This window comes from Limnohabitans sp. Rim8 (genome assembly GCF_945901735.1).
Lineage (GTDB): Bacteria > Pseudomonadota > Gammaproteobacteria > Burkholderiales > Burkholderiaceae_C > Limnohabitans_A.
This window is the reverse complement of record NZ_CAMDLM010000006.1, coordinates 62,351-84,839: the sequence shown is the minus strand read 5'-3', so window position 1 is coordinate 84,839 and position 22,489 is coordinate 62,351. Positions and strand designations below refer to the sequence as shown.

The window sequence follows — 22,489 nt, the reverse complement described above, 5'->3', positions numbered from 1 at the left end:
TCAAACGCTGGCTTCGACCTGGTGGTGATCCACCTGAACCACTGTGGGCCGCCCCAAAATCTCCAGCAGTACAGCCACCCTTTTGCTGGACACGTTGTGCACCAAACCCTCGATGGCACCCAATGCGGTGTGCTTCAGAAGCACTTTCTGACCTATCTTGAGGTGGTTCAGCTCTTCGATCGTAGCCTGATGGCGCAATTGCTCCATCAGGCGAATCCGCTGCACCACATCGTCCGTCACCAGGGCGGGCTCAAAGCCAAATCGAACGATCGTGGTCACGCCTTTGGTGCTGCGCACGGCTGAAATGCTTTGCCCTGAACGGCTGGGTCGAAACAGGATGTAGCGTGAAAACATGGGCTCAAAGAGCGCGACCGGGCCTTGTTCGGTTTTTTTGAATTTTTTAAACAACGGCAAATAGGCTTCAAACCCTTGCCGTGCCAGATTGACCTGCACCAAGGTCTCTTGCCTGGGTTTGGTGTAAGCCAAATACCACCGGTCAACGGTCTGATTTTCAACGTCACCGTGATCCAAATCGTTAATTCCGCTCATTCAAAATTTGTAGTTTTATTTTAAAAATGTATTGTATGGCCAGCTGGGGGCACCTCAGACGACCAGACAGTAAAAACCCCGCCAAGGCGGGGCTGCGGGAACATTCTCTTGGAATGGCAACATCTGTCGGGCTCACAGTTTCATGAGCCGTTCAAATGGCTGTCCATTTCAGGCAATGACAAATGGCGTGCGGTCTTTGCCTTCGATCCACTTGGGGGCTTTGCCGCGACCCGTCCAGGTCTGGCCTGTTGCTTCGTCGCGGTACTTGGCTGCCACCTTGCTGGCGGCCTTGACTGCACCAGTTTTGGCGCCTCGACCTGGGAAAATATCCTGGGCCGTCAAGCCATACTCGGCCACCAAGTCGCGGACTTTGGCCACAGCGCTTGAAATTTCATTTTGACGGGCTTGGGCAATGGCCAACTCCAAAGCTTCGCGCTGCTGCAATAATTCTTTATAAGTTTGTGACATGGTAAGCATTCCAATTAAAAATATGAAGTGGCGAATATACAGCAAACTGCGTCTTCATTTGAAAAAACATCTGCTTTTTTTGAATAACCCCGAGACGATAGATTATTTCGACAGGTACATTGACTGAGATTAACGACATTGAAACCCGATTCCACCCATTTATACCAATTTTGGTACTAACAACGGTTGGCATTTTCGCGCACCGGGCTGACAATTCCAACCGATTGGCCCAATTAAGACAGGAAACCTTGTTTTAAATCAAAGGAAGAAATGGCTGTTTACTGGATCGGTGATATTCAAGGCTGCGATGCCCCGCTGGGCCAATTGCTGGACAAGGTGGCGTTTTCACCCAGCCGTGACCACTTGATCGTGCTGGGTGATCTGGTTAATCGCGGCCCGGATTCCGCCGGCGTGCTGCGCCGATTGATGGCATTGCAAGGCAGTGTGCAGTGTGTGCTGGGTAACCACGATTTGCATGCCTTGGCTGTGGCTTTTGGCCACAGCCGCCCCAAACGGCTGGACACGCTGGATGGCCTGCTGCAAGCGACCGACCGCTGCGCACTGATCGATTGGCTGCGCCAGCAGCACTTGGCGCTTTGGTCTCACAAGGTTTTGTCGGTGCACGCGGGGGTTTTGCCTGGCTGGACCCTGGACAAAACCTTGTCCTTGGCAAGCGAAGTGCAAGCCGTTTTGCGCGGGCCAGATTTGCCGTATTTTTTGGCCCACATGTATGGCAACGCGCCGGCCGCTTGGCGCGACGATTTGGAAGGCCTGGATCGATGGCGCATCGTGGTCAACGCCTTGACGCGCCTGCGCTTGTGCGCTGCCGATGGCACCATGGAATTTGCCACCAAAGCAAGTGCTGCTCAGGCGCCAGCCGGCTTCATGCCCTGGTTCGATGTGCCGGGACGGCGCACATCCGACATCACAGTGGCCTTTGGCCACTGGTCTACGCTGGGCCGACAAGCCCGCAGCGACGTCTGGGCTTTGGACACGGGTTGCGTCTGGGGGGGCTGCCTCACCGCGATGCGCCTTGGAGAAGACGGGCAGCATCAACGTGTTCATGTGGCATGCGAGCAGGCGCAGGTGCCGGGTTGATGGCAGGCCTCAACCGCCTGGCTTGAGCAAAACCAACAAGGCGCCTGCCCCGCCCTCGGCCGGCTTGGCCTGAACGAAAGCCATGACCTGATTTTTTTGCACCAGCCAGCTGTGCACTTTGGACTTGAGAACTGGCGTTTTGCCGGGCGAGCCCAAGCCTTTGCCATGCACCACGCGCAAGCAACGCAAGCCTTGACGTTGCGCCTGTCGGATGAACTCGGACAGTGCCGCGCGGGCTTCGTCGGTGCGCAGGCCGTGCAGATCGATCTCACGCTGAATCGACCAATCACCCTTGCGCAGCTTGTGGATCACGTCACGGCCAATGCCCGGACGGCGAAAACTCAGCGCGTCATCGGTGTCGAGCAAGGTGCTGGCATCGAATTCGTCGCTCAGGCAATCGCGCAGCACCGCTGCGTTGTCCTTGTGGTGTTGGTGCGCAATCGGGGCTGGACTGGGGCCGTCCAGCTGAACTTGGCCGTGCGCAGGCAAGCGCTGCACGACACCCACTGCTCGCACAAACAGGTTGCTTTCGGCCTCGCGCTGGCGCGCAGCCAAAGCCTCAGCAGCCGCCTCGGCCTGGGCTTGCGCGTGGGCTTGGGCCAGCTTCTGGCGGACTTTTTTCAGGTCTTGCAAGGCGTTGATTTTCACGGGAAATCCTGGCTGGACGTTGGTGGGCGTGCAGGACGCACAAGCAGATCGGATGCGCCTCAATCGCCCCGATTGCGCATCCAATCGCCGGTCTTGAAAAAGCTGGCATTCAGCCGCTCGCGCAGCACGGGGTCCACATGCGTCTCGGTCATGGCCTGGTCCATGCAGGCCAGCCACTGGTCGCGCTCGAGGACGCCAATCGAAAACGGCATGTGGCGCATGCGCAAACGCGGATGGCCAAATCGCTCGGTGTAATGCTCAGGCCCACCCAGCCAGCCGCACAAAAACCAAAACAGCTTGTCGCGGGCACCATCCAGGGTGTTGCCGTGCGCGTCGCGCAGCGCCTTGTAGCCTGGCTCGATGTCCATCAGGTCATAAAAGCGGTCAACCAAGCTGCGCACAGCCGCTTCGCCCCCGATCCAAGCAAACGGACTGTCCAAGGGCGGCTTTTCTTCGGTGTTCATAGGGCTCGATGGTGCAATGTGCAAAGGGGCAAGCCAACGGCTTTACTGCGCCGATTGGCGCAAAGTCTGCACCACCGGCTGGCGCAACACGCCAGCCAGACTCAGGCTGGCGGCACCCCAGGCCAGCAAGGCTCCAACCAGGCCACCGGCCAAGGGGGCCCACAGGGGCGGCTGCCAAGGAAATTCAAAGGCATAACGGGCCAAGGCCCAGCCCACCAGCAGGGCCATGGCGCTCGCCATGAACCCGGCCAGGCAACCAATGCCCAACAGCTCAGTGCGCTGCACCTGCGCCAGCAGGCTGCGGCCCGCGCCCAGCGCCCGCATGATGGCGTATTCGCGCTCACGCGCTTGGCGACTCGCGCCCACCGCGGCCAACAAAACCATCAGGCCCGCCGCCAAGGTGAAGGCAAACAAAAACTCCACAGCCCGGATCACCTGGTCCATGACCCGCTGGACCTGCGCCAGTGTGCTGCGCATGTCCACACTGGTGATGTTGGGGAAGGCATTGACCATGGCGTTTTCAAAACCTGGCATTTCCTTTGGCGACTGAAAGGCAGCCATGTAGGTCATGGGCAAGTCGGGCATGTGCGAGACCGGAAACAGCATGAAGAAATTGGCCCGCATGGAGGCCCAGTCCACCTTGCGCAAAGAGGTGACCCGCGCCTCGTGTGGCTGACCGGCAATGTCAAAACCCAGGCGGTCCCCCAGCTTCAGGCCCAGCGCCTGGGCAATGCCCTCTTCAACGCTCACGCCATCGGCCTCTTCAGCCTGCCAGCGCCCGGCCACCAAGGGGTTGTGTCCGGGCAAGACCGCGCTGTGCGAGAGGTTGACTTCACGGTCAACGAAACGTTTGCCCCGGTCTGCTTGCAGGTCATCGGGGCCGATGGCCCGGCCATTGATGGCCACCAGACGGCCCCGGATCATGGGGAACCAATCGGGCGCCTCAACACCAGCTTTTTTCAGGTGCGCCAAAAAGGCCTCGGCCTGATCGGGTTGCACATTGATGACAAAGCGGTCGGGCGCATTCACCGGCGTGGCCTGACGCCAGCTGGCGATCAGGTCGGTGCGCAGCAAAACCAGCAAAGCCAACGCCAACAAGCCCACCGACAAAGCACTGACCTGCACCACGGCAAACACCGGCCGCGCCGCCACTTGCCGCGTGGCCAAGCGCAACCAGCGCGGGGCCGATTCATCGGGCACCGCACGGCGTAGCAAAAACAAAGCTGCCGCCGCCAGAGCGGCAAACACCAGGAGCGCCACTGCAAAACCGCCGACCGTGATCAGGCCCAGCGTCAAGTTGCGGCTGACCATGAGCAAAGTGACGGCAAAGCCGAGCAGGCCCATCACCAACACCAGGCCCGAGCGCACCTGCACATGGCCCAGGTCACGGCGAATCACGCGCAGCGGCGGCACTTTGGCCAACTGCAACACTGGCGGCAAGCCAAAGGCCACCAACAGCGTCAAGCCCATGGCCAGACCCATCAGCGCGGGCTGCAGTGTGGCGCCGGGTAAGTTGGCATCGACCAACCCCACCAGCAATTGAACAAAACCCAGGTGCACGCCATAACCGGCCAGCACCCCCAGCAAGCTGGCCACCAGGCCAGCGCCCAGAAACTCTAGGCCATAACTCAATGTGAGTGTGCGCTGGCTTTGCCCCAGGACCCGAAGCAAGGCACAGGCGTCCAACTGCCGCTCGGCAAAGCTGCGCGCTGCCAAGGCCACGGCCACGGCGCACAGCAAAGCGGCCAGTAAAGCCACCAGGTTCAAAAACTGCGAGGCCCGGTCCAAGGTCTGGCGCATCTCTGGGCGGCCGCTGCCCAGCGACTCGACTTTCACGCCGCGCACCTCGGGCTTGTCGGCCTCGGCTTGCGCCCAAGGCAAAAACTGGCCCACGGCAGCATCGCTGCCCGCCACAGCCATGCGCCAGCTCACGCGGCTGGCCGGCTGCACCAGGCCCGTCGAGGCCAAGTCGGTCATGTTCATCATCACACGCGGGGCAAAGCCCATGAAGCCCGCGCCCCGGTCGGGCTCGCGGGTGATGGTGGCGCCGATGCGCAAGCTGCGCTCGCCCAAGCCCAGCTTCTGGCCGACTTGCACATTCAAGGCCTCGAGCAAGGCCGCATCGACCCAAACCTCGCCCTCGGGCGGAATGCTGGCCGCGCTTTGGCCAGCGATCTCCAAGCGGCCACGCAAGGGATAACCGGGCTCCACGGCTTTGAGGGCCACTAAGCGCGTGGCGGGTGGGGCAGCGGGTGACGTGGAAGATGGCGTGTCAGGTGGGGAGGCGGCAGCCGGCGCGTTCATGGCCCGCGCCATGGTCGGGAAACTCACGTTGGTGTTGCTCTGCAAACCGGCATCGCGGGCCTTTTGCACAAAGGCATCGGGTGTGCGCTGGTCGCTCACGACCACCGCATCGCCGCCCAGCAATTGGCGCGCATCGCGCCACAGACCCGACTGCATGCGGTCGGCCAAAAAACCCACCGCCGTCAAGGCCGCCACGGCCAGCGCCACCGACACCATCAACAGGCGCAACTCGCCCGCGCGCAGGTCACGCCACAACTGACGCGCACCCAACTTCAAACCATGCATCCAAGACTGATTGTTCATCCCCAGACCATAACCGAGGGGCGAAGGTCTGGCAGGGCTGGGGGCTTGGCGGGCGCCTGACGCATGCCCGATGTGAGCACCCCATCGGGTCCCAGATAGGTTGGTTTTAAGCCGCACGGCCCCTGATTATGGATTGCTCGCGCGCCAACTCATACGCGGCCTGAACAAAGGATTCCTCCAGGTCTTCCCCCGCAGGGGTCGGCTGGGCATCCGACCAGCGCACGATGGCCACCCGTGCTCCGTCAATCGTTTCCTGGATGGGCACCCTGCACAAGCCACTGGCTTGCATGCGCGAGGCGTGAACCTCCATCGGCATGGCCGCCACCAAATCACTGTGCCGGGCCAGGGTCTCCAAGCCTGTCAGGGTCTGACAGGTCACCGTGCACAGGGGCTCAGCCAAACCAGCCTGCTGAAAGGCACGGTCCAAACCCCGGGCGACCGAACTCTCTAGGCTGGGCAATACCCATTGAGCCCCCACCAACTGCGACAAACTGTGGACGTTTTGCAGCGGATGTCCGGGGCGCACCACCACGGACACCGTGGTGGCATAGAGCGCGCGGGTGACGAACTCAGGCCCCAATTGTTCAGCTGGCAAAGACATCACGGCAAAGTCAGGCGCGCCTTCGCGCAAACCGCCCAACTGAAAACTGGGCGGCACGATGTTCAATTGCACCCCCGGCCAACGCAGCCGAAATGCCGGAATCACCTGGGGCAACAAGGCCATGGTGGCAAAGTGGGACAGCGCCACCACCAAACGTCCTTCTTTGTGGCCCCGTCTTTGCTGCACATCCTCACCGGCTTGACGGGCTTGGCTGCGAATCGCGCGGGCGCGCGGCAGCAAGGCCAAACCATATTCCGTGGCCTGCACGCCGCGCAAGCCTCGCTCGAACAAGGTGACCCCGAGAGACTCTTCCAGACGGCGCAGTTGTTTGCTCACGGCCGGTTGCGAACTGCCCAGCTTGCGAGCTGCAGCCGTCACACTGCCCGCGTCCGCAATTTCAGCCAGCAGCACCAGCGCAGCCGGGTCAGGCATGCCGGCTGGGGTCGACTTGCGGGGCTGCCCGTCGTGGAAAGAGGTGATGGGACCAACTGCAGAGCTTGCGGATTCAGACATCGGGTTACCCATAACAAAAAGACATGATTATTACCTTTTAAAGACTTGTTGGAATACCAACCCCTGACTACCATGGCCTTGTCTGTTCCACGATTCGGAGTCTTGTTTGCCACTGACCCTTGCCGATTGCATGCAGCTGGATGCCCACGACCCCGGTCACAGCCGTTTGGCCCAGTTGGGGGACCGCTTTGACCCGGGCACGCCCGGCACGCTGTATTTCGATGCCAACTCGATCGGGCCCATGCCGCGCACGGCACCCTTGAAAATGCAGGCCGTGCTGCAAGACGGTTGGGCCAAGTCACGGCGGCGCAGCTGGAACGAGCTGGACTGGCTGGAGCAGCCCCGCACGCTCGGTGCCTCGATGGCCCACCTGATCGGGGCGGGCAGCAACGATGTCCGGGTCACGGACACCACCAGCATCAACCAATACAAGTTGTTGCGCTATGCGCTCAGCGTTGCAGCCCCCCGCCGAGTGATCGTGCTGGAACGCCACGTGTTTCCCTCCAACCGCTATGTGGCCGAAGCCATCGCCCGGGACCATCTGGCCGAGCTGCGCTTCATCGACGGTGCGTCCGATTTGCGTGCGGCTCTGGCCCCGCAAGACGTGGCCGTGGTGGCCTTGTCCCATGTGGATTACCGCAGCAGCACGCGGCTGGACATGGCCGATTTGAACCGCTGCATTCGCGCGGCGGGTGCCTTGAGCCTTTGGGATCTGTCACATTCGGCGGGTGCCGTGGCCGTGGCCCTGCGCGAAAGCGACAGCGACTTGGCGGTGGGATGCGGCTACAAATACCTGTGCGGCGGACCTGGCGCACCGGCATTTTTGTACATCCACCCGCGCTGGGCCGATGCCGCCTGGCCTGCCATCTCGGGCTGGATGGGGCATGCCGACACCTTCGCTTTTGAGCCCAACTACAGGCCAGGCGCAGGGGCCGACCGTTTTTTGGTGGGTACCCCCGCTGTCCTGGCCAATGCGGCTTTTTCGGCTGCGGCACAACTGTGGCGCGAGGTCGACCCGCTGGCCCTGAACCAGCGCCACAGGTCATTGACCGACACATTGATTCAACTCTTCGATGAACAGTGCGCCCCTTGGCCCCTGCACTTGGCCAGCCCACGACGTCACGCCCAACGTGGCGGCCATGTGGCCCTGCAGTTCGATGGGGCCGCCGCATTGGCGCAAGCCCTGGTCGCGCAAGGCGTCATCGTTTCTTCGCGCAAACCCGACGCTTTGCGTTGGGGCGTTCACCCCTTGACCACGACCCATCAACAGCTGTGGTCGGCGGTTCAGGTCTTGCGGCAATTGCTGGTCAGCGGCAGCTGGCAGGACACCCGCTTTGAACGCCCCATGGTCTGAACCTTTTTGCCCCTGCCCTCCCCACCGGACCTCCATGATCGTCACCGCCATACCGATTGCCCAAACGAACGCCCCGATACGCCTGGCCGCTGACATCGGCGGCACGTTCACCGATGTGGTCCTTGAAACGCCCTCACGCCGACACAGCTGCAAAGTCTTGACCACACCACGCCAGCCAGAACTGGCCGTGATGGAGGGACTCGATCGCCTGCTCAAAACCTCGGGTCTCGAAGCTGCCCGCATCGAGCTGTTCGTCCACGGCACCACATTGGCCACCAACGCCCTGATCGAGCGCAAGGGTGCGCGCACAGCTTTTGTCACCACCGAAGGCTTTCGGGATGTTTTGGCCATGGGCTTTGAAAAACGCTTTGATGCCTACGACACGAACCTGGAGGGGCCAACCGAGCTGGTGCCCAGACCTTGGCGCTTGACGGTTCGCGAACGCATCGCGGCCGATGGCACGGTGCTGCTGGAGCTCAATGAAGACGACGTCAGAACGGTCGGTGCCCAGATGCGAGATGCGCACATCGAAGCAGTGGCCATCGGGTTCATGCACGCATGGGGCCACCCCGCACACGAACAACGGGCCCGCGACATCCTTGCGCCCATGCTCGGGCCGGATGTGAGCATTTGCCTGTCCTCGGAAGTGTGCCCCGAGATCCGGGAATACGAGCGTTTTTCCACCACCGTGGCCAACGCGTACGTGCGCCCCCTGATGGGCAGCTACCTTTTTCGCCTACAGGACAGCATCCGGCAAAAAGGCCTGCACTGCCCCATGTTGCTGATGATGTCGGGCGGCGGGCTGACCACGCTGGAGTTGGCCGCTCGCTTTCCGATCCGTCTGGTCGAATCCGGCCCAGCGGGCGGTGCCATTTTGGCTGCGCATCTGGCGCGAGAATGCGGCCTGGACAAGGTGCTGGCCTTTGACATGGGAGGCACCACCGCCAAAATTTGCCTGATCAACAACGGCCAGCCTGAAAGGTCACGCCGCTTCGAAATTGGCCGGGTTTGGAAAAACCTCAAAGGCAGCGGCTTGCCCATCCGCATTCCGGTGATCGAACTGGTGGAAATTGGTGCTGGCGGCGGCTCCATCGGCCGGGTCGATGCCCTGCAGCGCATCACGGTCGGACCGGATTCGTGTGGTTCCGAACCGGGCCCCGCCTGCTATGGGCGCGGCGGCGAACTGCCGGCGGTCACAGACGCCAACGTGGTGCTCGGCCGCATCGACGCCGAACGCTTTGCCTCAGGCCGGATGCCACTGGATGCGACATTGGCCCAGCAAGCCCTGATGAGCCATGTCGGCAAAGCTTTGGGCATGGACGCCTTCTGGGCCGCCGCAGGCATCAGCGAGATGGTCGAGGAAAACATGGCCAATGCGGCCCGTGTGCACGCCATTGAGCGCGGTCAAGACTTAGGGAACTTCACCATGGTGGCGTTTGGCGGTGCTGCACCCTTGCATGCTGGTCGACTCGCCCAAAAATTGGGCATCACCCGCGTGATGGTCCCCGCCGGCGCCGGGGTCGGCTCGGCCATCGGCTTTTTACGTGCGCCAGTGGCCTTCGAGGTGGTGCGCAGCGATTTGTCCGTTTTGTTGACGATGGACCCCCAAGCGATCGAGTCCCGGCTAGCGGCCATGCATGCCGAAGCACTGTCGGTGGTGGAAACCGCCAGCGCAGGGGCACCCTTGGAAGTGCTCAGAGTGGCCGAATTGCGTTATGCCGGTCAAGGACATGAACTGCGTGTCCGCCTGCCTCCCGCATCAGACGGCCCCATCGATCTGTCAGCCCTGGCTGCACTTGTAGAAGCTTTTGAAAAATCCTACGAACAAATTTACGGGCTGCGCATACCCGATGGCGAAGTCGAGGCGGTCACCTGGTCGGTCACCGTCTCCACCCTGCCGCAAGCCGTGCAGCCGATCGCCTTGCCTGAAGCGACTCGCCAACGAGAACCCTTATCGACACGGCCGGTTTGGGAGCCCGCGCTGGGCGAACCACGCGAGTTTGGCCTGCACTGGCGCTTTGACCTTCACAGCGGTGAGCAAATCGCAGGCCCCGCTTTGGTGGCCGAAGACGAAACCACCATCGTCGTTCCCGCAGGCTGGATGGCGCGGCTGGATGAGCAAGGCCATTTGATGATGGAGGCTCAATCATGAGCACGCACATGCTGCACGCCATTCGCACACAGGTGATGTGGAACCGGCTGATTTCAGTGGTCGAAGAACAAGCCCAAGCCTTGCTGCGCACCGCATTTGGTTCGGTGGCGCGGGAAGCGGGTGACCTCTCGGCCGGTGTCTACGACACGAAAGGACGCATGCTGGCCCAGGCCGTCACGGGCACGCCCGGGCACGTCAACACGATGGCTGTCGCTGTGGGGCATTTCCTGGCAAGGTTCCCACTGAAAAGTCTGGTCGCAGGGGATGTGCTGGTGACCAACGACCCCTGGATGGGCACCGGGCATCTGTTTGATTTTGTGGTCGTGACCCCGGTCTTTGTCGGGCAACGACCGGTGGCCTTGTTTGCATCCACCTGCCACACCATCGATGTGGGTGGACGCGGCTTCACAGCCGATGCTGCTTCGGTGTTTGAAGAGGGCACCTGCATTCCCCACCTCAAACTGGTGCGGGCCGGAGCGCTCAATGAAGATGTGCTGGCCATCATCCAGGCCAACTCTCGCAACCCCATCGAGGCCAGAGGGGACATCCTGTCCTTGGTCAGCAGCAACGAAGTGGGCAGTCGCCGCCTGGTCGAGATGATGACCGAGTTCAAACTGGCGAGTCTAGACACGCTGGCCGAGCACATTCTTGAGCAATCAGGACGCGCCACCCGCGAAGCCATCGCGCGACTGCCCGATGGACAATGGCGCGCCGAAATGACCATCGACGGCCATGAACATCCCGTGCGCCTGGTGGCCACCCTGCACAAGCAAGGCGAACAGATCCGCGTGGATTACGCAGGCACCAGCGTCGCATCACGCATGGGCATCAATTCGCCCAAATGCTACAGCGACGCTTATTCGGTCTTCGGCCTCAAATGCCTGATCGCGCCCGAGGTCCCGAACAACGCCGGCTCCCTGGCCCCCTTCGAAGTGATTGCCCCCGAGGGAAGCATCGTTCATCCTCAACGGCCCAGCCCGGTCACCGCTCGGCATGTGATCGGACAGATGCTCCCCGACTTGATGTTTGGTTGCTTGGAGCAAGCCCTGCACGGCCAAGTACCGGCCGAATCGGCCGGCAGCATCTGGGTGCTGGCTATGAGCCGGCATCCCGCGCAAGGCAAGGCCTTCAATGTCATGAGTGTCGGTTTAGGCGGCACGGGCGCACGCCCCACCAAAGATGGTTTGTCGACCACCGCTTTTCCAAGTGGCGTCGGTGGCATTCCGGTTGAAATCACGGAAGCGCAATCACCACTGGTGTTCTGGGAAAAAGTGTATTTGCCCCACTCGGCCGGTGCCGGTCAGTGGCGCGGGGGCCTGAGCCAGCGCATCGTGATCGGCACCCGTGACGCAGTGGGTTTTGACTGCTCGGCCGCCACCTTTGACCGCCGTGCCTACCCGGCCCGTGGCCGCAATGGCGGCATGTCGGGCACCCCCGGACGGGTCGAGATTCAATCGGCCAGTGGTGTGCCAACCCCACATGAAAGCAAAAGCACCATTCACATCCCGAACGGTGGACGTCTTTGCATTGAACTGCCCGGCGGCGGTGGTTTTGGTCCACTCGAACAACGAGACCCGGCGCTCTGCGCGCAGGATACGGTCAACCATGCGACTGCCCCCCCAGATCTTTCACCCCTGTCCTTCAACCCACTCCCCAGGAGTTCTTCATGAAACTGATCCAACGTCTGACGTATTCATTTTTTCTGCTGCTCATGGCGCTGCCATGGTCAGCACACTCCGCCGATTACAACGGCACGATCCGCATTGTGGTGGGATTCCCGCCTGGGGGAGCGACCGATGTTGTCGCGCGCATTATGGGTGAAAAATTGCGCGTGATCATGAACCAGCCGGTCATTGTGGAAAACAAACCCGGAGCCGGCGGCATGGTTGCCACGCAACAGCTCAAGGCTGCAGCGCCCGACGGCGCCATGGTGATGCTGACCATCGACCATTCCCATGTGATCATTCCCCTGACCTTCAAGGCGCCCGGATACGACCCTATCAAGGACTTCACAGCCTTGGCAGGTGTCGCCAGTTATTACAACGTCATGGCCCTGTCCAGCACAATTGCCGCCAAAACCCCTACGGAGTTTGGCACCTGGCTCAAAGCCAATCCGGGCAAGGCCAATTACGGCATCCCTGCCGTCGGCAGCGTGCCCCAATTTGCGGGTCTGCTGGTGGGCAAGTCACTGGGCACACCCATGGTGGCCATTCCTTACCGGGGTGGCGCACCCCTGGTCCAAGATCTGCTGGGTGGGCAAGTGCCCGCAGGATTTTTGTCCCTGACCGAATCCATCGAGCACCACCGCAATGGAAAAATGCACGTCATGGCCGTATCGGGCACCAGCCGTGCCAAATCAGCACCCGACATTCCCACCTTCCAGGAGTTGGGCATCAAAGGGGTCGACAAGAACCCCTGGCTGGCATTTTTTGGCCCCAAAGGCTTGCCGCCCGAATTTGTGGACCGCTTCAGCCGTTCGGTGGCCACGGCCCTGGCGGACCCAGAAGTCGTTGAAAGAATGTCCAAATTGGGCAATGTGGCCACCTACGCCAACCCAGTTCAACTGCAGGAATGGGTGTCCTCTGCCACCTTGCACTGGGGTCCGGTCATCAAGGAATCAGGGTTCGAATTGCAATGACAACGTGACTGAAAAAGTCACGCGGGCCTGAGCAGGCGCAAAAAAAGGCCATTCGATGAATGGCCTTTTTGAATGATTTTGGTGGTGATAGGTGGATTTGAACCACCGACATCAGCATTATGAATGCTGCGCTCTAACCAACTGAGCTATATCACCTGAGTTTGTTGGCACAAGCCACCAAGCCAAAAATTATACACAAGATTTCCGGGTATACCGGCAAGTTGGCGTAACAATTGGCGCATGAAACAGCCAACACCAAAACCAGCCGACCAGGAAACCTGTCAACAAGCAGCCCAAGTGATTTGGGACCATTGGCAATCAGGCCAAGTGCTGAGCAAGCTGCCCGAGGCCAGCCGACCCTGGACGGCAGCGCAAGGCTACGCCGCACAAGCGCAATTGCCCACCGTGTCCGGCCGTCAGGTGGTCGGCTGGAAAATCGCTGCCACCAGCGCCAACGGACAATTGCACATCAACGTGAGTGGCCCATTGGCAGGCCGCTTGTTGTCGGGTCAGGTGTTTGAAAGCGGCGCCACCGTGCCGTCTGCCGGCAACCGCATGCGTGTGGCCGAGCCGGAGTTTGCCTTTGCCATGGCGCAAGACCTGCCACCGCAAGCCGCGCCGTACACCCCACAGCAAGTCATGGCCGCCGTGGCCAGTTTGCATCCGGCCCTGGAGGTGCCCGACTCGCGGCTGGAACCCTTTACCGCAGCGGGAGAAGCACAACTGCTGGCCGACAACGCCTGTGCCCGCCACTTGGTGCTGGGCCCGGCCGCGCCCGATGTCTGGCGCGAGCTGGACTTGAGCACCTACCCGGTGAAGGCCCGGGTCGAACAGGGCAACCTACTGAAGTACACCCGTGAGGGCACGGGCGGCAATGTGCTGGGCGACCCGCGCATCGCCCTGACCTGGTTGGCCAACCAGCTGTCGAGCTTGGGCATCACCTTGCAAAAGGGCCATGTGGTGACCACCGGCACCTGCATGGTGCCACTGGAGCTGCAGCCCGGTGACAGCGCCAGCGCCGATTACGGCCCGCTGGGCCGTGTTGAGATGATTTTTTCGGAGACTTGAACCATGACCCAACCCACATTGGCCCTGATTGGCACCGGCGGCACCATCGCAGGCGCAGCCAGCGCCGCATCCAGCAGCACCGATTACCAACCCGCCAGCCTGAGCCTGGCCGCCGTGGTCGACACCGCGCCGGAACTGCGCCAGCGCTACGCCATCGAAGTCACCCAGCCCATGCAACTGGCCAGCTACGACGTGCGGCCCGAGCATTGGCTCGATCTGCATGCCGCCGTGATGCAAGCGGTGCACAACCCCGATGTGGTGGGCATCGTGGTCACCCACGGCACCGACACGCTGGAAGAAACCGCCACCTTTTTGCACCTGAGCGTGGACACGCACAAACCCATCGTGGTGGTGGGGGCCATGCGCCCCGCCACGGCCTATTCGGCCGATGGCCCGGCCAACTTGCTGGACGCCTGCAGTGTGGCCGCCTGCCCCGGTGCGCGGGAGCGCGGCACCTTGGTGGTGATGAACGGTCGCATCCATTCGGGCCTGTGGGTCGGTAAACGCCATGTGAGCAGTGTCGAGGCCTTTGACAGCCCACTGGCCGGTGCCGTGGGCGAGGTTGCCGATCAAGCGGTGCAGTGGTTCCGCAGCGCTGGGCGCGCACCCACCGTGGCCTGGAAAACGCCAGCCGCTTGGCCTCGGGTGGACATCGCCGTGGCTTATGCCGGGGTGGACGAGACCGCCCTGCGCGCCTTTGTGGCCGCCGGGGCGCAGGGCATCGTGCACGCCGGGTTTGGCAACGCCAACACGCCCACGGCCTACCGCGCTTTCATTCAGTCATTGCCTGCACAAGGTGTGTTGCTGGCCCGCTGCGCCCGCTTCATCACCGGCAGCGTGACGCGTGCCAGCGTCTACGCCGATGCGCAACACGGCATCCTGACCGCAGGCCCACTGCCACCGCACAAGGTGCGCATCGTCATGCTGCTGGGCCTGGCGCACGGCATGGATGGGCCCGCGATTCAAACCTGGATTGACCAGATTTTGCTGGCCGGCTGAAACCCGCTGCTCAGCGCGGTCGCTGAGTCCAATACAGCACCGTGCCACTGATGCTGGCCATGACCATGAGGCCCACAAAACCGGCGCGGTAGGTGCCAAACAGGCCCGACAAGGCGCCGAACATGGGCGGCCCCACGACCACGCCCAAAAACGTGAAAGCCAGTGTGCCCCCTGTGGCCATGCTGGCCATGCCGGGGGGGGCGCGGCGGGCCACTTCGGCCAAGTACACGCCGTTCCAGCCGATGGCCGAGGCCCCAAAGCCCACCAAAATGGCGATCACCACAGCGTGCGGCGTGTCGGTGGTCAAAAAGGCCGAGGCCAAAGCGCCCAAGGCCATCATGCTGGCCAGCAGCAGCAACATGCGCCGAGCGCCCAACCAGCGGTCAGCCACATAACCCCAGACCACGCGCCCGCCAATGCCGCCCAACTGCGTGACCGACAAAGCCAGCCCCGCCGCCACCAGACCGTAAGACAAATCGTCGTGCAAAAAAGTCACCAAATACGTGGTGAGCGACAGCTGCACCATGGAAAACATGAACGAACAAGACGCCATGGTGAGCAGTGACCGATGCGCCAGCACCAGACGGATGGGCTCGATCAAACTGCCCCAGCGGATGCGGGTGTCCGGTTGGCGGTCGCTGTCCAGCTCTGCCCGCAGGCTTTGCGACACCCAGGCGCACAGCAGGCAAACCCCTGCCACCGCCACCAAACTGAGTTGCCAATTGCCCAGCAGCGCCAAAGGCGGCACCACCGCACCCGCCAGCATGCTGCCCAAGGGCACACCGGTTTGCTTGATGGAAAACACCAGCGACATTTGGTGCTTGGGGGTGGTGCGGGCCAACAGGTGCGAGCTGGCCGGTGTGATCGGGCCATAACCCAGCCCAATCAAAACCGCGCCCAGCACCATGCAAGGCATCCAAGGCACAGCGCACAAGATCAAGCCCAAGGCACACAAGACCAGGCCCCACTGGCTCACGCGAATGGCCCCCATGCGGGCCACCGTGGCGCCGCCCATCAAGGTGGCCACCATGGCGCCGGCATAAGTCACCGACACGTACAAACCCACCAAGGCGGGCGAGACCTGCAATGTCTGCGCCACCACGGGGGCCACCACGGGCAGGCTCAACAAGGCCATGGCGACCATGGCTTGGATCACCAGGGTCAGCAGCAAGGGCCACCAGTTGCTCATCGTTTCATCTCCCGTACAGGCGAGAAGACCTCCAGGGGGCCGCAGCGATCACACCCAGCATCAGTTGGCTTTGACGCCCGCCTTGACCAACAAGCTGCCCAAAGTGTCGATCTCGTTTTTCAGGTGGGCCCGCAAGGCTTCTGGCCGCGCGAGCTCCACGCCCACGGCCGAAATGCCCATGGCCTCCAGGCGCTGGCGCACCTCCGGGTCGGCCACTGACTTTTGCAGGGCCGAGGTCAGCTGATCGAGCACTGGCTTGGGAGTCCCTTTGGGCGCATATAGGCCAAAGGAGATGTTGATGTCAAAGCCTTCCACACCGGCATCGCTGATGGCGGGCACTTCAGGCAATTGGGGCAAACGGGCTTTTCCGGCCGAGGCATAGGCCTTGATTTTGCCGCCCTTGACCGAGGGCACTGTGCCCGAGGTCTGGTCACACAAAATGTCCACCTGGCCGCCCATCAGGTCGGTCAAGGCCGGGCCCGTGCCCTTGTAAGGGATCTCGTTGAGCTTGACGTTCAGCGCGTTCATCATCATCAGGCCGCACAGGTGCGAGGCCGAGCCCACGCCCGCATGCGCCAGGCTGACTTTGCTGCCGTTGGCTTTCACGTAGGCCACGAACTCGTTCAGGTTTTTGGCCGGGAACTCGTTGCGCGCCACGATCACCATGGGGCCGCTGGTGGCCCGGCCAATCGGCTCAAAATCGTCCACCGGGTGGTAAGGCAGGCTTTTGTACATGGCCACATTGGTGGCGTGGCTGACGTGGATCATCAGCAAGGTGTAGCCATCGGCTTTGGCGCGGGCCACTTTGGCCGTGCCAATCGAGCCCGAGGCGCCAGCGGTGTTGTCCACCACGATCTGCTGGCCCAGGTGCTTTTGCATGGCCCCGGCAAACAAGCGCGTGATGGTGTCACCCGGGCCGCCTGCAGCATAGGGCATGACCATGGTGACGGCGCGGTTGGGAAAGTCTTGCGCCGAAACCTGAAAAGCGCTGAGGGCCAGCAGCAGGGCCAAGCCGGTGCGAATGAAACGAATGTGCATGAAAGTCTCCTTTTTTTTCAGGCCGCAGTGTGACCGATCAGGCCAACAAGCGTTGGCGGATTTCCAGAGGGCTCAACACCTGAAGGGGTTCAGCGCCGCCACCGGGAATGCCCACTTGCGTGGCGTTCAGCAGCATGGACACCATCACATAGGTGCCCGACAAGACCGTCAGGTCCACCACCGCCTGCTCACCCATGCAGGCCACGGCCTCTTGCCACAAGGCATCGGGCACGCGGTGGTTCAGTGAGAGTTGAATGCAAAAGTCATACACCAAGCGTTCGTCCTCTTGCATGCGGCTGGGCCGTCGGCATTGCTGCAAATCAAGCATCACCGCGTCCGACAAACCCGCCTTGCGCGCAATGGGTTCATGCGCCCACCACTCGAATTGCGCGTTCGAGATGCGCGCCTGGATCAGAATGGCCAACTCGTTCAGGCGTTTGTTGACCGAGGTCTTGAACCGCAGGTAGTCCAGAAAGTCAAAGGCACGCCGGGCCATCTCAGGGCTGCGCAACAGCGCGTTGTAGGGGCCGCCGAGGGCCGCGCTGGACACCTTGAGGATGTCATCGGCCAACGGCCGCACCTCGGGGGGCAATTCGTCGTAACGGATCTGGGCGAATCGTTCGGTCATGAAGCGTTCCTGCAAAAAATAGGGAAGACACCAGCGCTCGATAACCAAAGCCTGTACAGCCGCGTTAAACAGGCAAGATGCACTGAGCAACGCGCGAACCTAACAACAAAGCACAGGCTTCTGAGTCACCCACATGACTGGCAAGCCGCCACGCTTGGCCTGGGTCTGGGCCACACTTGCTGCTGCTTGCCCTTGCGTGGACGCTTTGGCCATGAACACTTGGCCTGTTACGCTTTTACCCTTAACCCCTGTGGACGGAACCCTCTCATGCTGAAATTTTTCTTCAACGCTGCGCCCAACCCCATGAAGATCACCCTGCTGCTCGAAGAGCTGGCCCTGCCTTTTGAGGCCGTGCCAGTGGACACGCGCAAGGGCGAACAATTTGCGCCCGCCTTCCTGGCTGTCAACCCCAATGCCAAGGTGCCTGCCATCACCGATGGTGACGTGACTGTGTTCGACAGCAACGCCATCTTGCTGTACTTGGCCGACCGCGAACAAAAATTTGTGCCCGCCATGGCGCAGGCCAAAGAGCGCGGCGCAGCCCTGTCCTGGTTGCTCTTCATCGCCAGCGGCATCGGCCCCTTTTCCGGGCAATCGGTGCACTTTCGCCACGCCGCTCCTGAGCCCAAAGACTACGCCCTGAACCGCTACGACTTTGAAGCCCACCGCCACTGGGGCGTGCTGGAAAAGCACCTGGCGCAAAACACTTACATGCTGGGCGAGCACTACAGCATCGTCGACATGGCCCTGTGGGGCTGGGCCCGCATGTTGCCTTATGTGCTGGGCACGGGGGATGCCACTTGGACGCAGTACCCCCACATCAAACGCCTGCTGGATGGGGTCAACGCCCGCCCGGCGGCCCAGCGTGCCGAGGCCTTCAAGACGCGTTACACCTTCAAGACGGAAATGGACGCGGACGCCAAAAAATTCATGTTCCCGCAAAACGAACGGCTGAACAACGCCTGAGGTTCACCGTGAACCTGACAGGGGGGTGGCAGTGGCATTGGCGTGCCTGGCGTTCGCAAAAACGTTGGGCACCCGCTGCGGCAGAAATTTCAGATTGGCTGCTGGCGCAAGCCATGCCGCGTCAACAACTGGTGTTGATCGGACCGAGCGCAGGCTGGATGTTGCCCACCGAATGGCTGACTCAATTTGAGGAAGTGCATGCCTGGGACATCGACCCCTTGGCGGCACCTTTGTTTCGCTGGCGTCATGGTCAAGCTTTGAAGCGTGCAGGCACGCGCCTGAACCTGCACACCGGCGATGGCTTGGCGCAACTGGATGAATTGACACGCACCCTGCCCAGCGCCTTCTTCTGGTTTGACAACGTCCTGGGGCAATTGCGTTTCACTGACCCCTCGCCGGATGCCGTAGAGCAGCGCTTGAAAAATTTGCAGCGCCAGCTCAAGAGCGTGGCATGGGGCAGCGTCCATGACCGGATGTCAGGCCCCCACACCCCTGGCACCCACTTCTCTGTGGCCTGCCGCAGTGTGGCCGGATTGGCCATGGAAACCCCAGAAGGGCAGGCCTGGCTGCTCCAAATGGGGGCCATCAGTCCTTGGCTGGACCACTTGACCGAAGGCGTCTTGCCCCAAGGCACGCCTGTGCAGTACACCGCGTGGCCATTCAAACCGCGGTATGCGCATTGGCTCGAAATGGGCTGGACTGTCGCTGCCTAGTGCCGCAAGTCCAGCGCCCAATACTGGCCCACCAGATCGTGTCCAAACGAATGGTGCTTCTCTTCAGACAACAACACAAAACCCGCGGTTTGGTAGATCTGCCTGGCCGCGTGCAGGATGTCGTTGGTCCACAAACTCAGTGTTTGGTAGCCCCGGGCTTTGGCAAAAGCGATGCACTCCTGGGTCAAGCGCCGCCCCAGACCCGTGCCGCGCACCTCGGGCTCCACATACAACAAGCGCAGCTTGGCCTCGGTGTCCGAGACCTTGACCACAAACGCTGAACCCACCACCCGGCCCTCGCACTCGGCGATCCAGGCGTTTTCTTTTTCCGGGTCAAAATTTTTCACAAACTGCGCCGCGATCTCGGCCACCAAGGCCTCGAAGGTGCCGTCCCAGCCGTATTCCTGCGCGTACAAAATGCCTTGCCGATGCGCCACCCAGCCAATGTCACCCACTTGCAGGCTGCGCAAAACAAGCTTGGGCGTCATGCCTTGTCACCGCTTTCATAACGCTGCCCCAGCGCCAGCAATTGCGGTGTCTCAATCACCGCATTCAAGCCGTCGAAATCGAGCATTTTCTCTTGCCAGGGCCGCGTGGTCTGGTGCGTGTGCAAGCTGGCGTAATAGCCTTGCAGCGTGTGCAACACGGCCCGCGCCGTGCCACCCGGGAAGATCACGATCTTGAAACCGCGCTCACCCAACTCTGCCGCGCTTTGCACCGGCGTCTTGCCGCCTTCGACCATGTTGGCCAATAGCGGCACACGCTTGGCGAACTGCGCGCAGGCACGGTTCATCTGCTCATCCGAGCGCAAAGCTTCGATGAACAAGGCATCGACGCCGCATTCCAGATAGCGCTCGGCCCGCTCCAGTGCGGCGTCCAGACCTTCCACCGCCACCGCATCGGTGCGCGCCAAAATCAGCGTGTTTTTGTCGTGGCGTGCGTCCAGTGCGGCGCGCAGCTTGCCTTGCATCTCGGCCACCGGTACCACGCCCTTGCCGTCCAAATGGCCGCAACGCTTGGGGAAGGTCTGGTCTTCGATCTGGACCATCGCGGCCCCGGCGCGTTCGAAGTCGCGCACCGTGCGCTGGGTGTTGAGCGCATTGCCAAAGCCGGTGTCGGCGTCCACGATCACCGGAATGTTGACGCGATCGGTGATGTGGGCCAGGGTCTGCGCCACTTCGGTGGCGGTGGTCAGGCCAATGTCCGAGCGGCCCAGCCGCGTGTAGGCGATCGAAGCACCCGACAAATACAGCGCTTCAAAGCCGGCTTGTTGCGCCACCAGCGCGGTGAGCGCGTCGTACACACCGGGGGCCAACAGGGCCTGAGGTTGTTGCAGGCGCTGGGTCAAAAAGCATTGGGCCAAGGTGGTGGGCTGACTCATGGTGCCGAATCCTTCAAAAGTTGTCGCGCGGTGTGGGCGGCGATGTGCCCACCCGCGATGGCGCTGAGCAAACCGTTGCCCGACAGATAGCCCCAAACCGCCTGACCCGACACACCCCGCGCCGCGCCGCCTGCGGCCAGCAGGTTGGGCAAGGGCGTGCCGTCTTGTCGCAGCACGCGGGCTTGCGCGTCGATGTCGAGACCGCCTTGGGTGTGGAACAAGGCACCCGTGACCTTGATGGCATGGAAAGGGGCTTGCAGCGCGCGCTTGAAACTGCGGCCTGTCACCGTGTCGGTGCCGGGTTGCACGGCGTTCAAAGTGGCTTGCAAGGCCTCTGGTGGGCAGCCGATCAGTTGCGCCAAGGCAGTCGCATCTGCGGCATGCTGCACGGCGCCAGCGGTTTGCGCCGCCACAAAATCGGGGAACGCTTGTGCAAACGCGAGCAGCGCATCGTCGAACACATTCCAGGCCACACCGCCCGGCTGCGCCAACACATGCACCGCTGCCTCGGAATAGCCTTGGGTTTCATCGTGAAATCGCTGGCCTTGGGCATTGATCTGCACGCCACCTTCCATCATCAGCGCCCACGAGATCAAAGCGCCTTGCGGAATGGCCCATGAGCCATGGCCCTGGTAAGCCCCCAAGTCGGCCAGGCGTGCGCCCAGCAGTTGGCCCCAGGCGATCGCGCTGCCATCGTTGCCCACATGGCCTGCATAGGTGGCCTCGGCCATGTCGGGCAGCAGGTCTTGCACCATGGCCGTCGCCCCACCAAAGCCATTGCAAGCCAGCAGCACCGCATCACAACGGATGCGCTCGGTTTGCCCGTCGGGCCTCACGAAACCTACGCCGTGGATGCGTTGGTCCGCATCGGCCCACAACTCGGTCACTTGCGCTTGCGTCAAAACCACCACGCCTGCAGCATCGGCTGCGGCTTGCAAGCGGCTCATCAAACCCGCGCCGGTTTTTTCGGGTACGGCATGCATGCGGTGGGCGCTGTGGCCGGGGTACAAAAAGTTGTCGAGCACTTGCCAGGGCAGTCCGTGGTGAACCGCCAAGGCGTCCATCGCTGGGCCGATGTGCTGCGCATAGGCCTGCACCAGATGCGGCGCGGCTTGCCCGTGCGCCTTGGACTGGATGTCGGCAGCAAAGGCTTGAACGCTGTCGGTGATGCCTTGCGCCTGTTGCGCCAGGGTACAAGGCGCCGGGATGAAGCCGGAAGACAAAGCCGTGGAACCCGCTGCAAACGCATCACGCTCCAGCACCACGCACTGAATACCCCATCGGTGCAAGGCGAGCGCCGCTGTCAGGCCGCAAGCGCCTGCGCCCACGATGACCAAGGGCGTGTGATCCCCGGCTTGCACGTCAGCTGGAAATTCGTCAGCCGGGCGAACTTGCGGCAGCGGCGCGTTCATGGT

The 22,489-nt window shown here is 62.0% G+C and carries 21 protein-coding genes and 1 tRNA gene; 9 read left to right on the top strand and 13 right to left on the bottom strand.

Annotation, left to right across the window (positions count from 1 at the left end):
• Nucleotides 1–549 carry a transcription termination/antitermination NusG family protein gene (locus Q0O99_RS04650; protein ID WP_293749053.1) on the bottom strand — a complete coding sequence of 183 codons (549 nt, stop codon included), beginning with the start codon at nucleotides 547–549 and terminating at the stop codon, nucleotides 1–3.
• A 168-nt stretch (nucleotides 550–717) separates the two neighbouring features.
• Nucleotides 718–1,017, bottom strand: a complete 300-nt coding sequence (locus tag Q0O99_RS04645; protein ID WP_293749051.1) for an H-NS histone family protein — start codon at nucleotides 1,015–1,017, stop codon at nucleotides 718–720.
• Nucleotides 1,018–1,287: 270 nt separating this feature from the next.
• Here Q0O99_RS04645 and Q0O99_RS04640 point away from each other — a divergent pair, with 270 nt between their 5' ends.
• Entirely contained in the window at nucleotides 1,288–2,115 is an 828-nt protein-coding gene (locus tag Q0O99_RS04640) for a symmetrical bis(5'-nucleosyl)-tetraphosphatase (protein ID WP_293749049.1), read from the top strand.
• 9 nt (nucleotides 2,116–2,124) lie between these two features.
• On the opposite strand, the gene Q0O99_RS04635 is transcribed toward Q0O99_RS04640, so the two are convergent.
• The 4 genes from Q0O99_RS04635 to Q0O99_RS04620 all read right to left on the bottom strand — a co-directional run bounded on the left by Q0O99_RS04635 (nucleotide 2,125) and on the right by Q0O99_RS04620 (nucleotide 6,948).
• A complete protein-coding gene (locus tag Q0O99_RS04635; protein ID WP_293749047.1) occupies nucleotides 2,125–2,763 on the bottom strand; it encodes a Smr/MutS family protein in 639 nt (212 codons plus the stop codon).
• 59 nt (nucleotides 2,764–2,822) lie between these two features.
• On the bottom strand, nucleotides 2,823–3,227 hold the full coding sequence (locus Q0O99_RS04630) for a group II truncated hemoglobin (protein ID WP_293749045.1): 405 nt from the start codon (nucleotides 3,225–3,227) through the stop codon (nucleotides 2,823–2,825).
• Nucleotides 3,228–3,269: 42 nt separating this feature from the next.
• Complete coding sequence (locus Q0O99_RS04625; RefSeq protein WP_293749043.1) at nucleotides 3,270–5,834, bottom strand: FtsX-like permease family protein; 2,565 nt, start codon at nucleotides 5,832–5,834, stop codon at nucleotides 3,270–3,272.
• Between the two features lie 106 nt (nucleotides 5,835–5,940).
• On the bottom strand, nucleotides 5,941–6,948 hold the full coding sequence (locus Q0O99_RS04620; protein WP_293749041.1) for a LysR substrate-binding domain-containing protein: 1,008 nt from the start codon (nucleotides 6,946–6,948) through the stop codon (nucleotides 5,941–5,943).
• A 106-nt stretch (nucleotides 6,949–7,054) separates the two neighbouring features.
• On the opposite strand from Q0O99_RS04620, the gene Q0O99_RS04615 reads away from it, so the two are divergent.
• The 4 genes from Q0O99_RS04615 to Q0O99_RS04600 are packed head-to-tail and all read left to right on the top strand — an operon-like array spanning nucleotide 7,055 to nucleotide 13,092.
• Nucleotides 7,055–8,302: an aminotransferase class V-fold PLP-dependent enzyme gene (locus Q0O99_RS04615; RefSeq protein WP_293749039.1), complete on the top strand. Its 1,248-nt coding sequence runs from the start codon at nucleotides 7,055–7,057 to the stop codon at nucleotides 8,300–8,302.
• A 34-nt stretch (nucleotides 8,303–8,336) separates the two neighbouring features.
• Nucleotides 8,337–10,454, top strand: a complete 2,118-nt coding sequence (locus tag Q0O99_RS04610; protein WP_293749037.1) for a hydantoinase/oxoprolinase family protein — start codon at nucleotides 8,337–8,339, stop codon at nucleotides 10,452–10,454.
• Nucleotides 10,451–12,124, top strand: coding sequence for a hydantoinase B/oxoprolinase family protein (locus tag Q0O99_RS04605; RefSeq protein WP_293749035.1), 1,674 nt, complete (start codon nucleotides 10,451–10,453; stop codon nucleotides 12,122–12,124). The genes Q0O99_RS04610 and Q0O99_RS04605 overlap by 4 nt, the downstream gene beginning before the upstream one ends.
• Nucleotides 12,121–13,092, top strand: a complete 972-nt coding sequence (locus tag Q0O99_RS04600; protein WP_293749033.1) for a Bug family tripartite tricarboxylate transporter substrate binding protein — start codon at nucleotides 12,121–12,123, stop codon at nucleotides 13,090–13,092. Before Q0O99_RS04605 ends, Q0O99_RS04600 begins: the two co-directional genes overlap by 4 nt.
• Before the next feature lie 79 nt (nucleotides 13,093–13,171).
• Here Q0O99_RS04600 and Q0O99_RS04595 read toward each other — a convergent pair.
• A tRNA-Met gene (locus Q0O99_RS04595) sits at nucleotides 13,172–13,248 on the bottom strand.
• Between the two features lie 84 nt (nucleotides 13,249–13,332).
• Here Q0O99_RS04595 and Q0O99_RS04590 point away from each other — a divergent pair.
• Nucleotides 13,333–14,160, top strand: a complete 828-nt coding sequence (locus Q0O99_RS04590) for a fumarylacetoacetate hydrolase family protein (protein WP_293749031.1) — start codon at nucleotides 13,333–13,335, stop codon at nucleotides 14,158–14,160.
• Nucleotides 14,161–14,163: 3 nt separating this feature from the next.
• Nucleotides 14,164–15,159 (top strand): asparaginase, encoded by a 996-nt coding sequence (locus Q0O99_RS04585; RefSeq protein ID WP_293749029.1) that lies wholly within the window; start codon nucleotides 14,164–14,166, stop codon nucleotides 15,157–15,159.
• Between the two features lie 10 nt (nucleotides 15,160–15,169).
• On the opposite strand, the gene Q0O99_RS04580 is transcribed toward Q0O99_RS04585, so the two are convergent.
• Genes Q0O99_RS04580 through Q0O99_RS04570 form a run of 3 tightly spaced genes read right to left on the bottom strand, consistent with a single transcriptional unit; the run spans nucleotide 15,170 to nucleotide 18,014 of the window.
• Nucleotides 15,170–16,348 carry an MFS transporter gene (locus Q0O99_RS04580; RefSeq protein ID WP_293749027.1) on the bottom strand — a complete coding sequence of 393 codons (1,179 nt, stop codon included), beginning with the start codon at nucleotides 16,346–16,348 and terminating at the stop codon, nucleotides 15,170–15,172.
• Between the two features lie 60 nt (nucleotides 16,349–16,408).
• Complete coding sequence (locus Q0O99_RS04575; RefSeq protein ID WP_293749026.1) at nucleotides 16,409–17,386, bottom strand: tripartite tricarboxylate transporter substrate-binding protein; 978 nt, start codon at nucleotides 17,384–17,386, stop codon at nucleotides 16,409–16,411.
• A 37-nt stretch (nucleotides 17,387–17,423) separates the two neighbouring features.
• On the bottom strand, nucleotides 17,424–18,014 hold the full coding sequence (locus Q0O99_RS04570; RefSeq protein ID WP_293749024.1) for a carboxymuconolactone decarboxylase family protein: 591 nt from the start codon (nucleotides 18,012–18,014) through the stop codon (nucleotides 17,424–17,426).
• A 267-nt stretch (nucleotides 18,015–18,281) separates the two neighbouring features.
• On the opposite strand from Q0O99_RS04570, the gene Q0O99_RS04565 reads away from it, so the two are divergent.
• Both Q0O99_RS04565 and Q0O99_RS04560 read left to right on the top strand, forming a co-directional pair.
• Nucleotides 18,282–18,980, top strand: coding sequence for a glutathione S-transferase N-terminal domain-containing protein (locus Q0O99_RS04565; protein ID WP_293749022.1), 699 nt, complete (start codon nucleotides 18,282–18,284; stop codon nucleotides 18,978–18,980).
• 8 nt (nucleotides 18,981–18,988) lie between these two features.
• On the top strand, nucleotides 18,989–19,693 hold the full coding sequence (locus Q0O99_RS04560) for a hypothetical protein (RefSeq protein ID WP_293749020.1): 705 nt from the start codon (nucleotides 18,989–18,991) through the stop codon (nucleotides 19,691–19,693).
• Here the strand turns inward: Q0O99_RS04560 and Q0O99_RS04555 are convergent.
• From Q0O99_RS04555 to Q0O99_RS04545, 3 genes are read right to left on the bottom strand one after another with little or no spacing between them, the layout of a single operon-like run.
• On the bottom strand, nucleotides 19,690–20,181 hold the full coding sequence (locus tag Q0O99_RS04555; protein WP_293749018.1) for a GNAT family N-acetyltransferase: 492 nt from the start codon (nucleotides 20,179–20,181) through the stop codon (nucleotides 19,690–19,692). The two genes, Q0O99_RS04560 and Q0O99_RS04555, sit on opposite strands and share 4 nt — an antisense overlap.
• The gene (locus tag Q0O99_RS04550) at nucleotides 20,178–21,074 is read right to left on the bottom strand and encodes an isocitrate lyase/phosphoenolpyruvate mutase family protein (protein WP_293749016.1); all 897 of its coding nucleotides are present in this window, start codon (nucleotides 21,072–21,074) and stop codon (nucleotides 20,178–20,180) included. The genes Q0O99_RS04555 and Q0O99_RS04550 overlap by 4 nt, the downstream gene beginning before the upstream one ends.
• Nucleotides 21,071–22,486 (bottom strand): FAD-dependent oxidoreductase, encoded by a 1,416-nt coding sequence (locus tag Q0O99_RS04545; protein WP_293749014.1) that lies wholly within the window; start codon nucleotides 22,484–22,486, stop codon nucleotides 21,071–21,073. The genes Q0O99_RS04550 and Q0O99_RS04545 overlap by 4 nt, the downstream gene beginning before the upstream one ends.
• Nucleotides 22,487–22,489: the final 3 nt, after the last annotated feature.

Excerpts from the sequence above, each read along its gene's own strand:
- Q0O99_RS04650 (WP_293749053.1), bottom strand. The coding sequence starts at position 549 with ATGAGCGGAATTAACGATTTGGATCACGGTGACGTTGAAAATCAGACC.
- Q0O99_RS04645 (WP_293749051.1), bottom strand. The coding sequence starts at position 1,017 with ATGTCACAAACTTATAAAGAATTATTGCAGCAGCGCGAAGCTTTGGAG.
- Q0O99_RS04640 (WP_293749049.1), top strand. The coding sequence starts at position 1,288 with ATGGCTGTTTACTGGATCGGTGATATTCAAGGCTGCGATGCCCCGCTG.
- Q0O99_RS04630 (WP_293749045.1), bottom strand. The coding sequence starts at position 3,227 with ATGAACACCGAAGAAAAGCCGCCCTTGGACAGTCCGTTTGCTTGGATC.
- Q0O99_RS04625 (WP_293749043.1), bottom strand. The coding sequence starts at position 5,834 with ATGAACAATCAGTCTTGGATGCATGGTTTGAAGTTGGGTGCGCGTCAG.
- Q0O99_RS04620 (WP_293749041.1), bottom strand. The coding sequence starts at position 6,948 with ATGTCTGAATCCGCAAGCTCTGCAGTTGGTCCCATCACCTCTTTCCAC.
- Q0O99_RS04610 (WP_293749037.1), top strand. The coding sequence starts at position 8,337 with ATGATCGTCACCGCCATACCGATTGCCCAAACGAACGCCCCGATACGC.
- Q0O99_RS04605 (WP_293749035.1), top strand. The coding sequence starts at position 10,451 with ATGAGCACGCACATGCTGCACGCCATTCGCACACAGGTGATGTGGAAC.
- Q0O99_RS04600 (WP_293749033.1), top strand. The coding sequence starts at position 12,121 with ATGAAACTGATCCAACGTCTGACGTATTCATTTTTTCTGCTGCTCATG.
- Q0O99_RS04590 (WP_293749031.1), top strand. The coding sequence starts at position 13,333 with ATGAAACAGCCAACACCAAAACCAGCCGACCAGGAAACCTGTCAACAA.
- Q0O99_RS04585 (WP_293749029.1), top strand. The coding sequence starts at position 14,164 with ATGACCCAACCCACATTGGCCCTGATTGGCACCGGCGGCACCATCGCA.
- Q0O99_RS04580 (WP_293749027.1), bottom strand. The coding sequence starts at position 16,348 with ATGAGCAACTGGTGGCCCTTGCTGCTGACCCTGGTGATCCAAGCCATG.
- Q0O99_RS04575 (WP_293749026.1), bottom strand. The coding sequence starts at position 17,386 with ATGCACATTCGTTTCATTCGCACCGGCTTGGCCCTGCTGCTGGCCCTC.
- Q0O99_RS04570 (WP_293749024.1), bottom strand. The coding sequence starts at position 18,014 with ATGACCGAACGATTCGCCCAGATCCGTTACGACGAATTGCCCCCCGAG.
- Q0O99_RS04565 (WP_293749022.1), top strand. The coding sequence starts at position 18,282 with ATGCTGAAATTTTTCTTCAACGCTGCGCCCAACCCCATGAAGATCACC.
- Q0O99_RS04555 (WP_293749018.1), bottom strand. The coding sequence starts at position 20,181 with ATGACGCCCAAGCTTGTTTTGCGCAGCCTGCAAGTGGGTGACATTGGC.
- Q0O99_RS04550 (WP_293749016.1), bottom strand. The coding sequence starts at position 21,074 with ATGAGTCAGCCCACCACCTTGGCCCAATGCTTTTTGACCCAGCGCCTG.
- Q0O99_RS04545 (WP_293749014.1), bottom strand. The coding sequence starts at position 22,486 with ATGAACGCGCCGCTGCCGCAAGTTCGCCCGGCTGACGAATTTCCAGCT.